This window comes from Pseudomonas sp. FW507-12TSA, from assembly GCF_058781435.1.
Map to the genome: position 1 here is coordinate 133,493 of NZ_JBYSWT010000018.1, position 13,816 is coordinate 147,308.

General features: G+C 63.6%; 11 protein-coding genes and 1 pseudogene. 6 read left to right on the plus strand and 6 right to left on the minus strand.

Translation table 11 applies throughout. The features are described 5' to 3' along the window. Positions 1-175 precede the first annotated feature (175 nt). Together pcaK and pcaR are read right to left on the minus strand one after the other, a co-directional pair. Positions 176-1,522 (minus strand): 4-hydroxybenzoate transporter PcaK, encoded by a 1,347-nt coding sequence (gene pcaK / locus AC3WK8_RS18555; RefSeq protein ID WP_103325408.1) that lies wholly within the window; start codon positions 1,520-1,522, stop codon positions 176-178. Between the two features lie 299 nt (positions 1,523-1,821). After that, complete coding sequence (gene pcaR, locus AC3WK8_RS18560; protein ID WP_085596124.1) at positions 1,822-2,664, minus strand: pca regulon transcriptional regulator PcaR; 843 nt, start codon at positions 2,662-2,664, stop codon at positions 1,822-1,824. A gap of 636 nt (positions 2,665-3,300) precedes the next feature. Between pcaR and AC3WK8_RS18565 the strand changes: the two genes are divergently transcribed. Together AC3WK8_RS18565 and AC3WK8_RS18570 are read left to right on the plus strand one after the other, a co-directional pair. Further along, entirely contained in the window at positions 3,301-3,501 is a 201-nt protein-coding gene (locus AC3WK8_RS18565) for a hypothetical protein (protein WP_022642757.1), read from the plus strand. 372 nt (positions 3,502-3,873) lie between these two features. Next, complete coding sequence (locus tag AC3WK8_RS18570) at positions 3,874-5,349, plus strand: inorganic phosphate transporter (RefSeq protein ID WP_085596125.1); 1,476 nt, start codon at positions 3,874-3,876, stop codon at positions 5,347-5,349. Positions 5,350-5,500: 151 nt separating this feature from the next. On the opposite strand, the gene ccoM is transcribed toward AC3WK8_RS18570, so the two are convergent. Together ccoM and AC3WK8_RS18580 are read right to left on the minus strand one after the other, a co-directional pair. After that, the gene (gene ccoM, locus AC3WK8_RS18575; RefSeq protein WP_007959205.1) at positions 5,501-5,617 is read right to left on the minus strand and encodes a cytochrome c oxidase subunit CcoM; all 117 of its coding nucleotides are present in this window, start codon (positions 5,615-5,617) and stop codon (positions 5,501-5,503) included. 144 nt (positions 5,618-5,761) lie between these two features. Continuing rightward, positions 5,762-5,905 carry a hypothetical protein gene (locus tag AC3WK8_RS18580; RefSeq protein ID WP_162165142.1) on the minus strand — a complete coding sequence of 48 codons (144 nt, stop codon included), beginning with the start codon at positions 5,903-5,905 and terminating at the stop codon, positions 5,762-5,764. Between the two features lie 175 nt (positions 5,906-6,080). Here AC3WK8_RS18580 and gcvA point away from each other — a divergent pair, with 175 nt between their 5' ends. From gcvA to AC3WK8_RS18595, 3 genes are all read left to right on the plus strand, one after another. Continuing rightward, a complete protein-coding gene (gene gcvA / locus AC3WK8_RS18585; RefSeq protein WP_207245036.1) occupies positions 6,081-6,953 on the plus strand; it encodes a transcriptional regulator GcvA in 873 nt (290 codons plus the stop codon). Positions 6,954-7,041: 88 nt separating this feature from the next. Next, on the plus strand, positions 7,042-7,512 hold the full coding sequence (locus tag AC3WK8_RS18590; RefSeq protein ID WP_103325407.1) for a RidA family protein: 471 nt from the start codon (positions 7,042-7,044) through the stop codon (positions 7,510-7,512). A 5-nt stretch (positions 7,513-7,517) separates the two neighbouring features. Then, complete coding sequence (locus AC3WK8_RS18595; protein WP_103325473.1) at positions 7,518-8,714, plus strand: aminotransferase class V-fold PLP-dependent enzyme; 1,197 nt, start codon at positions 7,518-7,520, stop codon at positions 8,712-8,714. Here AC3WK8_RS18595 and AC3WK8_RS18600 read toward each other — a convergent pair. Continuing rightward, a complete protein-coding gene (locus AC3WK8_RS18600) occupies positions 8,711-9,052 on the minus strand; it encodes a hypothetical protein (RefSeq protein ID WP_022642750.1) in 342 nt (113 codons plus the stop codon). The two genes, AC3WK8_RS18595 and AC3WK8_RS18600, sit on opposite strands and share 4 nt — an antisense overlap. 217 nt (positions 9,053-9,269) lie before the next feature. Between AC3WK8_RS18600 and rapA the strand changes: the two genes are divergently transcribed. After that, positions 9,270-12,119, plus strand: a complete 2,850-nt coding sequence (gene rapA, locus AC3WK8_RS18605; protein WP_103325406.1) for an RNA polymerase-associated protein RapA — start codon at positions 9,270-9,272, stop codon at positions 12,117-12,119. A gap of 74 nt (positions 12,120-12,193) precedes the next feature. Here rapA and AC3WK8_RS18610 read toward each other — a convergent pair. Beyond that, a pseudogene (locus tag AC3WK8_RS18610) lies at positions 12,194-13,564 on the minus strand (spinster family MFS transporter); the annotation flags it as partial. Positions 13,565-13,816: the final 252 nt, after the last annotated feature.

Here is a 13,816-nt window from a genome sequence, read left to right on the forward strand (position 1 = left end):
AAGGCGCTCAGGTGGCGCCGCAGTGACTGAAGGTTAAGCCGGGGCAAAACCACGAAACAATCCGATAATCGACTAAACGTTCGATTATCGAACACATTGTTGCGAAGCTACCTATTGCCCCGCAGCGCTCGCAACCATCGACTGCTCGCCGGCAAGCGAGCCCAAGGTTCCGGGTTCAAGTGGCATCGGCGTGGCTGACCCGGCCCTTGATCAGCACCGCTGTGGTGGCCAATACCGCAGGAATCACCAGGGCGCTGAGCACCTGCGCGAAACTCCAGCCCATACCCAGCAAGGTCGCGCCCATCCAGGCACCGAGAATCGCGCCGAAGCGACCGACACCGAGCATCCACGAGACACCGGTGGCCCGGCCCTGGGTCGGATAGAAGCGAGCGGCGAGGGACGGCATCGCCGATTGCGCACCGTTGACGCACATGCCGGCGACCAGCACCAGGCTGGCCAACAACACCATGTTGCCCAGGCTCTGGCCAACGGCGTAGGCGAATGCTCCGGCCAGCAGATAGCAGATGCCGATCACCTTGTGCGGGTCGAAGCGGTCCATCGCCCAGCCCACCAGCACCGCACTGAGCACTCCGCCAAACTGGAACAGAGCACCGATGAAGGCTGCCTGTTCCAGGCTCGCCCCGCTGTCGCGCATCAGCGTCGGCAACCAGCTGGTCAACAGGTAGACGATCACCAGCCCCATGAAATAGGTCAGCCATAACAACAGGGTGCCAAGGCGACAGCTGCCGCTGAAGATCACCGCGAGCACGTTGCGCGCCCGCACCGTCTTCTGCTCCGGCACGCTGAAGCTGCCAGCCTCGCGGACCAGGGCCGGGGCTATGGGTACCAGGGCCTTGCGCACCTTGTCGGTGCCAGCACCGCGCACCACCAGGTACCGTGCCGACTCCGGCAGCCAGGCCAGGAGCACCAGGACCAGGAGCAGCGGCAAGACGCCCCCTACCAGCAGCAGGCTATGCCAGCCGAAGGCCGGGATCAGCTTGGCGGAGATGAACCCGCCTGCGGCCATGCCCAGGTTGAAACCGCAGAACATGCTGGTCACCAGCAGCGATTTGTGGCGCTCGGGGGTGTATTCGGCAAGCAGCGTAGTGGCATTGGGCATGCCCGCACCGAGCCCCAGGCCGGTGAGGAATCGCAAGACCAACAACTGCTGGACGCTGGCGCTATAGGCCGACGCCAGGCTGAAGGCGCCAAACAGCGCCACCGCGCCCACCAACACCGTCTTGCGCCCAAAGCGGTCGGCCAGCGGCCCGGAACCCAGGGCGCCGAAAACCATGCCGATCAGCGCAGCGCTCATCACCGGGCCAAGGCTGGCGCGGTCGATGCCCCAGTCCTGGGACAGCGCCGGAGCGATGAACCCCATGGCCGCCGTATCCAGGCCGTCGAGGAAAACGATCAAGAAACACAGGATCACCACCCGCCACTGGTAGGGCGACAGCGGTTGGGCATTGATGAAGGACTGCACATCGAGGCAGTTCCCTACTGCGGATTGCGGTTGGTTCATGGCTGTTCATCCATGCAAGGCCACCGGTGCGCAACATTCCGCCTGGGCAGGCCGGATCATGACGGCAAGGGCAAATCAGCTGGCAGGCAAGGCGACGCGGCAGTGATGGGGGCAAGGGCGCATTGTGAACATGCTCATGGGGCTGGCCTCTTCGTTATTATTGGATGGCGCAACTGGGTGAATCGCACAGGAAATGCGGGCTGTGGATGTGCCCAGCCGAAGACACTGGCACGACATTAAGCAGCCTGGGGAAACAACGTCAATTCGCCGGGAGCGGATCTGGGCGTTTATCGAACAGCTTAAGTGAACAGCTGCGCGCTGAGTTCGCGGCTGACGCCCAGCAGGCCGGGAAGAAAACGCTGCTCCAGCTCGGCGTGGCTGACCCGGCCGGCATGGGTACTGACGTTCAAGGCCGCCAGTACCTGGCCTGACGCGTCGTACACCGGCACCGCGATCGAACGCAGCCCCTGCTCCAGCTCCTGGTCGACGATGCACCAACCCTGCTGGCGCACCTGCTGCAGGCACTCCAGCAATGCCTGCGGGGTATGCAGGGTGCGGCTGGTCTTGGCTTGCAGGTCGGCATGCTCGAGGTATTCGTGCAGCGAGGAGTCATCCAGCGCAGCCAGCAGGATCCGTCCCATGGACGTGCAGTAGGCCGGCAATCGGCCACCCACCGAAAGATCGACGGAAATCAGCCGTTGGGTGGTGGCCGAACGGGCGATGTAGAGGATGTCGTCACCCTCCAGGGTCGCCATGTTGCAGGCCTCGTGCAGCTGCTCGCTCATGCGGTCCAGGTAGGGTTGTGCGCAAACGGCCAGGGGTGTCGAGGACAGGTAGGCATGACCCAGGGTCAGCACCTTGGGCAGCAGTGAATAAGTGCGTCCGTCGGTGGTGGCATAGCCGAGCTTGATCAGGGTGTGCAGGCAGCGACGCACCGCCGCCCGAGGGATCTCCGTACGGTGGCTGATCTGGGCGATGGTCAGGTGCCGCTTGCGTTCCTGGAACGCCTGGATCACCGCCAGGCCCCGGGCCAGGGAGGTCATGAAGTCCGGATCGCCGGTGAACGCCTGGATCCTCTTCGCCGCCGAGGCCACGATCGGCGGTGCCATCGAAGTAAAGGAGTTGCGCATCTGATCGTTCATTCCAGGCTCCCAGCGGCGTGGTTCTGCGGCATTACGGCTGTATCAACCGAGCGCTACAACAGGCAACGGCAATACCGGGCGATTATCGAACCGCTCATTGGCCAGTGCAATCAACCGGTTCGGAGCGATTATCCGCAGTTCATTGATTCATTGAAGGTAACAATCATCCTGTGAAATCACCGTGCTCATTGCTTCATTCACCCATCAGGTCCCGGTAAAGAGCCTGGGAAACTCCCAAAGCATGGGGATGATTAAAACTTTCGCGTAACAAAAGCCTCACAATGAAGTTGGCAATTTTAAACTTCACAGACATACAGCTAATCTCTACCGAAGCTATAATGCACGAATGAGGAAAAAGGGCTTAGCACCCTTCCACCTCATTCAGGTGATTGACTGCGATAACCAAGCACCTGCCGCAAGCGCTTGACCCCAAACACTATTTGGCCAATCCGTTTGCAATAGACGACGCTGTTGCTACGACAGGCGTTTTCATCCGGTGACGTAGCCGCGTGCAATTAAAGGCTCGTTTGCAAGGATTGCGACTCCCACGCCCGAGTGCTGTGGAGTCTGCGTTCCCGTAGGCGCGTCCCTGCCATGCGTTACATCGGAATGGACCTTACACAATTAGGTAACACTGTGACGAAAGACGAACTGCGCGCGGAACTTGAGCGCCAGGAGCAACGTTACAAGGATGTTTACGGTGGCGAAGTGACTCTGTATGCCGCCCAGCCCGAACCTGAACGCAAACCTTGGCGCAAACGTGCCAGCATTCGCGACCAAGCGTTCACCCAGGAACTGCAGAAAATGGAAAAGGAACTCAGGGCCGACCAGCCATGATGCGGGCGGCTTGAGTTTTCTTGGGCTTGCTTCCTTGCCTGCACGATGATCTCGGCGGCAGGCAGACTATCGATGCTCATCATCCCGAGCCTCGGTACCTCGCGCCATAGAGCCGAGGAACGCTACCCGGCAGGCCCTCAGAGTGAAATTTCATACAAGCGTTTTAACCCCATTGAAACCACCCCCGGCCACCAGCCGACAGGTCATGGCCCAATAAAATCAATGGGTTGCCGTTCCTGGGAGGAATCGGAGAAAACTCTGCTCCGGGTCAGTTTTTTCGTTGAAGAATGTTACCGGCGAGCAGCTTGTGCGTTGATTAGCAGGGTTTTCTGGCATAATCGCGCCCCCTTATGACCGGGTCAGAAAACCTTCATGATCGATTTATTCAGCGGACTGGATGCTTGGGTGCTTGTGAGCCTCTTGCTCGCCCTGGCTTTTGTCCTCGCCTACGAGTTCATCAACGGCTTTCATGACACCGCAAATGCGGTTGCCACTGTTATCTACACCAAAGCCATGCCGCCGCACCTGGCCGTATTCTTTTCCGGTGTATTCAATTTCCTAGGCGTGCTCCTCGGCGGTGTCGGCGTAGCCTATGCCATCGTCCATCTGCTGCCGGTCGAGCTGCTGATCAATGTCAATACCGGCCACGGCCTGGCCATGGTCTTCTCCTTGCTGGCCGCTGCCATCGCCTGGAACCTGGGTACCTGGTACTTCGGCATTCCTGCCTCCAGTTCCCACACCCTGATCGGTTCGATCCTCGGTGTCGGCCTGGCCAATGCCCTGCTCAACGACATCCCCCTGGGCGATGGCGTGAACTGGCAGAAAGCCATCGATATCGGTGCGTCCCTGGTGTTTTCGCCCATGGCCGGCTTCATTATTGCAGCGCTGGTATTGATCGGCCTGAAGTGGTGGCGGCCGATCTCGAAGATGCACAAGACCCCGGAACAGCGCCGCAAGGTCGACGACAAGAAGCATCCGCCATTCTGGAACCGCCTGGTGCTGGTGATCTCGGCCATGGCCGTGAGCTTCGTCCACGGCTCCAATGATGGCCAGAAAGGCATCGGCCTGATCATGCTGGTGCTGATCGGCATCGTGCCCGCGCAGTTCGTGCTGGACCTCAACAGCACCACCTACCAGATCGAGCGTACCCGCGACGCCACCCTGCACCTGAACCAGTTCTACCAGCGCAACCACGAGTCCCTGGGCGAATTCCTGGCCCTGGGCAAAAGCGTGAAGGATGATCTCCCTGGCAAGTTCCGCTGTAACCCGCAGCAGACCGAACCGACCATCAGCGCCTTGCTGAGCAGCCTCAAGGGCGTTTCCGACTACCATTCGCTGTCTCCGGAAGACCGCATCGAAGTCCGTCGCTACCTCTTGTGCCTGGACGACACGGCCAAGAAGGTCGGCAAGCTGCCTGGCCTGGCCGCCCGTGAAAAAGCCGACCTGGACAAGCTGCGCAAGGACCTGACCGCCACCACCGAGTACGCGCCGTTCTGGGTGATCCTGGCCGTGGCCCTGGCCTTGGGCCTGGGCACCATGATCGGCTGGAAACGCGTAGTACAGACCATCGGCGAGAAGATCGGCAAGCAAGGCATGACCTACGCCCAGGGCATGTCGGCGCAGATCACCGCTGCCGGCCTGATCGGCCTGGCCAACGTGTTCAGTCTGCCGGTGTCCACCACCCACGTGCTCTCCTCCGGCGTGGCCGGGACCATGGTCGCCAACAAGAGCGGCCTGCAAAGCGGCACGGTGAAGACCATCCTGATGGCCTGGGTCCTGACCCTGCCAGCCACCGTGGCCCTGTCGGCCGGCCTGTTCTGGGCCGCCTCGAAGGTCTTGGGCAGCTGACGAACAAATCCCGGCCAGAAAAAAGGTGCGCCCCTGGGGGACGCACCTTTTTTTATGCCCGGCATTCGATGCCCGGCCCTTTCCTGCAGGCAAAAAAAAGGGCAACCGAAGTTGCCCAAAATGCCTTGCGTGCTCGTTGCTCTGGAGAGACTTAAGGTTTTTTACGCTTGTTCGCGTCTTTCCAGATGAAGAATCCAAAACCTGCGAAGAACAGCACCATGAGGCCGACTGTCAGCACTCCGGCGAACACCACATTGTCGAAAAACATGACCAGCCTCCTGCTCGTGCCTCGTTGCGATGGAGCTAAGTTAACCAAAGAGGCGCAGGGGAAAATTGACCGGCGTCAATGACGCCAAGGACGGGGAGAGAGGAAGGGGGAATAACTGACCTACATCAACGGAAAACGCCCTGTTCAGCGCTTTTTCGGTTTGTTTTTTGGTTTTTTCTTCGGCTTGCCCAGCGGCATCGCTTGCTCGAATGCCTGGCGCACTTCATTCAGGCGTTTTTCGTTGAGGTCATGCACGCGCTTGGCGCGCTCGGCGTTCAGGTCGATCAACTTGGGTTCTTGATTCATGGCGTGCATCACGAAAGATCAATGGCGAATAGGGGCAATAATGCGGCGTGACGCGGCCCCTGACCAGTCATCTGACCTGTGTCGGCGCAATAAAATCTCTGCCTCGGGAGTTTTTTATCCGCACAATGGCCCCTTGAACCGTCCCAGGAAAGCCACCGTGGAAATGCCCAAGCACCTGCCGCCGCTGCTGGCCCTGCGCGCCTTCGAGGCCGTGGCCCGGCACCTGAGTTTCAGCAAGGCCGCCCGGGAGCTGTGCGTCAGCCAGAGCGCCATCAGCCACCAGGTGCACAAGCTCGAAGAACACCTGGGCCAGCCGCTGTTCATCCGCCGTACCCGGGCCATCGACCTGACCCCCGCCGGCGCGGCTTACCACCGGCAGATCCACCCGGCCCTGGAGCAGATCGCCCAGGCCACCCAGGCATTGCAGGCCGCACCTGAACCCAAGGTGCTGCGCGTCGGCCTGCTGGCCTCCTTCGCCACCTTGTGGCTGGCACCGCGCCTGGCCGACTTCAACCGACGCTACCCGCAGATCCAGCTGGAGCTGCAAGCCTGCATCGAACTGGCGGATGTCGCCAGGGCCGAGGTCGACCTGGCCATTCGCTACGGCAAGGGCGTGTGGCCTGGGGTCCGCGCCACACGCCTTCTGACCGAACAGCTAGCCCCGGTCTGCAGCCCCGAACTCAAGGCCACGACCCTGGACCGGGCCCCACGGCTGATGGCGCACTCCCAGCAGCCCTTCGAGTGGCACGCCTGGAGCGCCAGCCATGGTTTCGACCTCAGCCCGCACCCGCCCGTGATGCTGCACGACTACAACATCGTGGTGGAGGCGGCGGTGGCCGGCCAAGGCCTGGCCATGGGCCGGCGCCGCTTGATCCAGCGTCACCTGGACCAAGGCAGCCTGGTGCAAGCCTTCGACCTGCCGCCCCTGGACAGCCAGATCGGCTACTGGCTGGTCACTGCCGAAAACGGGGCAAGCCCGGCCGCGCACTGCTTCGCCCAGTGGTTGCAAGAACAGGCCGAACATCCATGAGCCATTTGGATACATCGGATTAGATCTATCCGTTTGTCACCCCCGGAGCGAAAGCCGATGCTGCTGGTCTTTCATCCGAGGACCCGCCATGAACCACTCCTTGAAGCATCGCGTACAGCAACTGGGCCTGGAACTACCGGAGCCCAGCCAGCCGGCCGCCAACTATGTCAATCACGTACGCAGCCAGAACCTGCTGTTCATCTCCGGCCAGATCCCCCTGCTCCAGGGCCAGCCCGCCCTGCTCGGCCGGCTCGGTGAGAACCTGTCGCCGGAACAAGGCGCCCAGGCGGCCGAACTGGCCGCCCTCGGCCTGCTGGCCCAGCTGAGTGCGGCACTGGATGACGACCTGTCGCGCTTGCGTAGCATCAACCGGCTCGGCGTGTTCATCGCCGCCAGCGGCGACTTCCAGGGCCACAGCGGCGTAGCCAACGGTGCCTCGAACTTGCTGGTCAATGCCCTCGGCGACAAGGGCCGGCATGCCCGTACCGCCGTGGGTGTGGCCAGCCTGCCCGCCGGGGTCGCCGTGGAAGTGGACGGGATCTTCGAGCTGCAACCGTGACCCTGTTGGGCCCGGCCCAGCACGCCCGGCTACGCCAAGCCACGCCGGGCTGCGCCCGGGTCTGCCATTTCAACCATGCCGGCGCCTCGCTGCCCAGCCAGGGCACCCTGGACGCCATGTACCAGCAGTTGCAGCACGAGGCCCGGCAAGGGCCGATGGAGGCCGCCACGACGACAGACTGGCCGGAGCGGGCCCGCTGCCTCGCGGCCCGCTTGCTCAACACCTCGGCCGAGGCGATCGCCTTCGCCAGCAGCGGCTCGGCCGCCTGGAGCCTGGCCTTCAACGCCCTGCCCCGCTGGCGCAGCGGCGACCGGATCCTGGTGGGCCGCCACGAATGGGGTGGCAACCTGGCCTGCATGGCGCCAGCGATCGCAGCGGGGGCGCAACTGGAAGTCATTCCCTGCGACAGCCATGGCGCGGTGTCGGTCCCGGCCCTGGAGTCGATGCTCGATGCACGGGTCCGCCTGATCGCCTTGACCTGGCTCCCGGCCAACGGCGGCCTGATCAACCCCGCAGCCGCCATCGGCCACCTGGCGCGCCAGTGGCATGTTCCCTATTTCATCGATGCCGGCCAGGCCCTGGGCCAACTGCCCTGTGATGTCCAGGCCCTGGGCTGCGACGTGCTCAAGGCCGCCGGACGCAAGTACCTGCGCGGCCCGCGGGGTACGGCACTGCTCTATGTGAGGCCTGGTTTTCTCGAACGGTTGCAGCCCCAGCAACGGGATGTGCTGTCGGCGCCCTGGAACGGCCAGGGCTTCAGCCTGCGCGGCGATGCCCGACGCTTCGAAACCAGCGAGGTGTCGCAGGTCTTGCTGGCCGGATTGGCCAATGCGCTGCAAGAACTGGAGGAGATCGGCATCCAGGCCATCGAGCAGCGCATCGCAAGCCTCAGCGGGCTGCTGCGCACAGCCATGGACCGCATACCCGGCCTGCAACGCCAGGACCTGGGCACGCCTGGGCGGCAATCCGGGCTGATCGCCTTCACGCTCAAGGGCTGGGAAAGTTTTGCCCTCAAGACGCGATTGGCACGCCAGGGCATCAACATCGGCGCCAACGGCGTGGCCTACACCCCACTGGACATGCAGGCCCGGGGCCTGGCCAGCATCGCGCGGATCGCGGTGAGCCATCTCAATACCGAAGGGGAAATCCAGCGCCTGCTGCGGGCGCTCGAAGAGCTGGCCCAAGGGGGGCCGGCGGGCTAGACCTGTACGTCCACCCAGAGGCCCTGGCGCGGGGCGTCCTCGATCAGCGGTGCCACCGGCACCGTGTTGTCGGCATTCAACTCGTCCCCGGGCACCGCCAGGTGCTGCTCGGGATCGTCCTGTTCCTCGCGCTGGCGCCGCTGCCGTTCCTGCTGGCGCTGCTGTTCCTCGCGCAGCAGCAAGGCCGACTGCTCGGCATCGCGCTTTTGCAGGTCGATGGTGCTTTCATTGGAGCTCTCCTGCACCGGCACCACGGGCGGGATATCCGGACGCTGGCGGATCGGATCCTGCTGTGAAGTGACGGGCACGGCACTCAAGGGGAGCATCGGTGGCAGCATGTTATAGGTCTCCTGTCAGCAGGCTGTCGGCTGCGGCATGGGCGACTTGAGCCATCGGTCGCAAAACTGTGACCCAGTCGTCAGCCGATAGTGCCCGCTACCCCGACGAACGCAGCGCTTACGCTACTTTTTATCCAGGGGTTTTCATCAGAATCCTTTGGACTGCAAGCAGGTTCCGTTAAGATAGTCGGCTTTTTCAAAGCGGGAGTCAGGCAGCATGGCGCAGCAGTATCAACCGGGGCAACGCTGGATCAGTGACAGCGAAGCGGAGCTAGGTCTAGGCACCGTTCTGGCACAGGACGGCCGCTTGCTGACCGTGCTCTACCCGGCCACTGGCGACACTCGCCAGTATGCGCTACGGAATGCGCCCCTCACCCGCGTGAGGTTTTCCCCGGGTGACAGCATCACCCACTTCGAAGGCTGGAAGATGACCGTGCAGGAAGTCGAGGACGTCGACGGCCTGCTGGTCTATCACGGTCTCGACGCACAGAACCAGCCCGTCACCCTGCCTGAGACCCAGCTGTCGAACTTCATCCAGTTCCGCCTGGCCAGTGACCGCCTGTTCGCCGGGCAGATCGACCCGCTGGCCTGGTTCTCGCTGCGCTACCACACCCTGGAACACACCAGCCGCCAGCTGCAATCGCCACTCTGGGGCCTGGGCGGCGTACGTGCCCAACCCATCGCCCACCAGTTGCATATCGCCCGTGAAGTCGCCGACCGTATCGCGCCACGGGTACTGCTGGCGGACGAAGTGGGCCTGGGCAAGACCATCGAGGCCGGCCTGGTGATCCATCGCCAACTGCTGTCGGGCCGTACCAGCCGGGTGCTGATCCTGGTTCCGGAGAACCTGCAGCACCAGTGGCTGGTGGAAATGCGCCGGCGCTTCAACCTGCAGGTCGCACTGTTCGACGAAGAACGCTTCATCGAAAGCGATGCCAGCAACCCGTTCGAAGACACCCAGCTGGCCCTGGTGGCCCTGGAATGGCTGGTGGACGACGAGAAGGCCCAGGACGCGCTGTTCGCCGCCGGCTGGGACCTGATGGTGGTGGACGAAGCTCACCACCTGGTCTGGCACGAAGAACAAGCCAGCCCGGAATACACCCTGGTCGAGCAACTGGCCGAGACCATTCCCGGCGTCCTGCTGCTGACCGCCACCCCCGAGCAACTGGGCCAGGACAGCCACTTCGCCCGCCTGCGCCTGCTGGACCCCAACCGCTTCCACGACCTGGCGGCCTTCCGCGCCGAGAGCGAGAACTACCGTCCGGTGGCCGAAGCCGTGCAGGAACTGCTGGACCAGGGCCGGCTGTCCCCCGAAGCGCACAAGACCATCCAGGGTTTCCTGGGCAACGAGGGCGAAGCCCTGCTGGCCGCCGTCAACGATGGCGACAGCGAAGCCAGCGCACGCCTGGTGCGCGAATTGCTGGACCGCCACGGCACCGGCCGCGTGCTGTTCCGTAATACCCGCGCCGCGGTCCAGGGCTTCCCGGAGCGCAAGCTGCACGCCTATCCGCTGCCGTGCCCGGACCAATACCTGGAGCTGCCCCTGGGCGAGCATGCCGAGCTGTACCCGGAAGTCAGCTTCCAGGCCCAGCCCGAGGCCAGTGACGACGACCAGCGCTGGTGGAAATTCGACCCACGGGTCGAGTGGCTGATCGACCAGTTGAAGATGCTCAAGCGCACCAAGGTCCTGGTGATCTGCGCCCACGCCGAGACCGCCATGGACCTGGAAGACGCCCTGCGCGTGCGCTCCGGCATCCCGGCCACGGTCTTCCATGAAGGCATGAACATCCTCGAGCGCGACCGCGCCGCCGCCTACTTCGCCGACGAAGAGTTCGGTGCCCAGGTGCTGATCTGCTCGGAAATCGGCAGTGAAGGCCGCAACTTCCAGTTCGCCCATCACCTGGTGATGTTCGACCTGCCCGCGCACCCGGACCTGCTGGAACAGCGGATCGGCCGCCTGGACCGGATCGGCCAGAAGCACGTGATCGAGCTGCACGTACCCTACCTGGAGACCAGCCCGCAAGAGCGCCTGTTCCAGTGGTACCACGAAGCGCTGAACGCCTTCCTCAATACCTGCCCTACCGGCAACGCCCTGCAGCACCAGTTCGGCCCGCGTTTGCTGCCGCTCCTGGAAAATGCCGACGACGGCCAGTGGCAGGCCCTGATCGACGAGGCCCGCAGTGAACGCGAGCGCCTGGAAGCCGAGCTGCATACTGGCCGCGACCGCCTGCTGGAACTGAACTCCGGTGGCGCCGGCGAAGGCGAGTCGCTGGTGGAGGCGATCCTCGAGCAAGACGACCAGTTCGCCCTGCCGATCTACATGGAGACCCTGTTCGACGCCTTCGGCATCGATAGCGAAGACCATTCGGACAACGCCCTGATCCTCAAGCCCAGCGAGAAGATGCTCGACGCCAGCTTCCCCCTGGGCGACGACGAAGGCGTGACCATCACCTACGACCGTGGCCAGGCCCTGTCCCGCGAGGACATGCAGTTCATCACCTGGGAACACCCGATGGTGCAGGGCGGCATGGACCTGGTGCTGTCCGGTTCCATGGGCAACACCGCCGTGGCGCTGATCAAGAACAAGGCGCTCAAGCCCGGCACCGTACTGCTGGAACTGCTCTACGTCAGCGAAGTGGTCGCTCCACGCTCGCTGCAACTGGGCCGCTACCTGCCACCGGCGGCCCTGCGCTGCCTGCTGGACGCCAATGGCAACGACCTGTCGCCACGGGTGGCCTTCGAGACCCTCAACGACCAGCTGGAAAGCGTGCCCAAGGCCAGCGCCAACAAGTTCATCCAGGCCCAGCGCGACCAGCTGGCACCGAAGATCAACGCCGGCGAAGCCAAGATCGCCCCACGTCACGCCGAGCGCGTGGCCGAGGCCCAACGGCGCCTGGCGGCCGACCTGGACGAAGAGCTGGCGCGCCTGACCGCGTTGCAGGCGGTCAACCCCACCGTCCGCGACAGCGAGCTGATGGCCCTGCGCAAGCAACGGGAGCAAGGCCTGGCCATGCTCGAAAAAGCCGCGCTGCGCCTGGAGGCGATCCGGGTCCTGGTAGCAGGCTGATTCCCCGGCTTCGGCACCACGAAAAAGGCCCGCACATGCGGGCTTTTTTTATCGTCGTCCGTAACAGCCCTGCCTCAGGCCGTCGCTGGCGCTCCAACCGCCTCGCCCGGCGCCAGCCCGTCGCGCATGCGCTGGGCATCGCGCACGAAGCTGCGCGAGGCAATGAACAGGAACACCAGGGTCAGCAGCAGCGCCACCGGGATCAGGTACATGGCATCGTGCAGGCCGATGGCCTTGAACGCCTCGGTCATCTGCCCGGCCCCGGCGGCGTCCATCGCCGCATGGGCAAAGCGGTCGGACAACGCCCCCACCACCACCGGCCCCAGGCCGCCACCCAGCAGGTACAGGCCGGCGAAGAACAGCGCCATGGCGGTGGCCCGCAAACGCGGCTCCACCACATCCTGGATCGCGGTGTAGACGCAGGTGTAGAAGTTGTAGGCGAACAACCAGCCGATACTGAACACCGCCACGAACACACCGATCTCGATCCGCCCGGCATGCAGGGCCCAGGCCGTGCACAAAGTGGAAATCAGCAGGCTGCCGGCGGCGAACAACAACCGGCCGTTGGCCACCCGCTGGTGGATCTTGTCGGCGATCCAGCCTCCCAGGGTCAGGCCTACCAGGCCGGTCACCCCGACAATGATCCCCGTGGCCACCGCTGCTTCCTGCAAGGGCATCAGGAAGTAGCGCTGCAACATCGGCACCAGGAATGAGTTGCAGGCATAGGTAGCGAAGTTGAAGGTCAGGCCGGCCAGGGTCAGCCAGAGAAAGGTCGGGATCGCCAGCACCCGGCGGATCGGCCGCTCGATGCGCTCCTGGGACACCTTGCTGGCTTCCGCCGCCCCGCGCTTGGGCTCCTTGATGAAGAACATGAACACCGCCAGCAACAGGCCCGGTACCGCGGCGATGAAGAACGGCGCGCGCCAGCTGTCGAATGCCTTGACCATCGCCCCGATGGTGAAGAAGGCCAGCAACAGGCCCAGGGGCAGGCCGAGCATGAAGATGCCCATCGCCCGGGCCCGGCGGTGGGCCGGGAACAAATCGCCGATCAACGAGTTGGCCGCCGGCGCATAGCTGGCCTCACCGATGCCAACGCCCATGCGCACCAGCAGGAAGCTCCAGAAACTGCCCACCATGCCGTTGACTGCGGTGAGCCCGCTCCAGACCGCCAGGCCCCAGCCCATCAGCTGGCTGCGCGAGCCGGTATCGGCCAGCCGCCCCAGGGGCAGGCCGGCGATGGCGTAGACGATGGTGAAGGCGGTGCCGATGATCCCCAGCTGGAAATCGCTCAGGTGCCACTCCATGCGGATCGGTTCGATGATGATCGCGGGAATGGTGCGATCGAAGAAGTTGAACAGGTTTGCCAAAAACAACAGGAACAGAATGCGCCAGGCATTCGCCGCTTGAGTCGAGTTATCCATGGGTCGATCTCTCTTATTGTTATTGGGCCAGACACACGCCTGGAAACTGCAATCTAGTCAGCCACGGGGAAACTGTCTGTGATCATTCGCCAGCCTGATACCCGGGCATCGCGCCGCGCCCTGGCAAGCTCCGGCAAACGCTCCACCCAGCAGCCCCGCCCATCGCCCACAGCCCCCGTAACCCGGGGCTTTGCCAATATTTTCAAGGGCTTGGCCGAGGCTGAAAAAATACCTGGCGCCCCCCCTTCCCAAGGCCGATGCGAAGCCTAGAATAGC

Bases quoted from the DNA above. Each gene is read 5' to 3' on its own strand.
- pcaR (WP_085596124.1), bottom strand. From the start codon at position 2,664: ATGAACGATCAGATGCGCAACTCCTTTACTTCGATGGCACCGCCGATC.
- pcaK (WP_103325408.1), bottom strand. From the start codon at position 1,522: ATGAACCAACCGCAATCCGCAGTAGGGAACTGCCTCGATGTGCAGTCC.
- AC3WK8_RS18600 (WP_022642750.1), bottom strand. From the start codon at position 9,052: ATGCTGCCACCGATGCTCCCCTTGAGTGCCGTGCCCGTCACTTCACAG.
- ccoM (WP_007959205.1), bottom strand. From the start codon at position 5,617: ATGTTTTTCGACAATGTGGTGTTCGCCGGAGTGCTGACAGTCGGCCTC.
- AC3WK8_RS18590 (WP_103325407.1), top strand. From the start codon at position 7,042: ATGAACCACTCCTTGAAGCATCGCGTACAGCAACTGGGCCTGGAACTA.
- AC3WK8_RS18570 (WP_085596125.1), top strand. From the start codon at position 3,874: ATGATCGATTTATTCAGCGGACTGGATGCTTGGGTGCTTGTGAGCCTC.
- rapA (WP_103325406.1), top strand. From the start codon at position 9,270: ATGGCGCAGCAGTATCAACCGGGGCAACGCTGGATCAGTGACAGCGAA.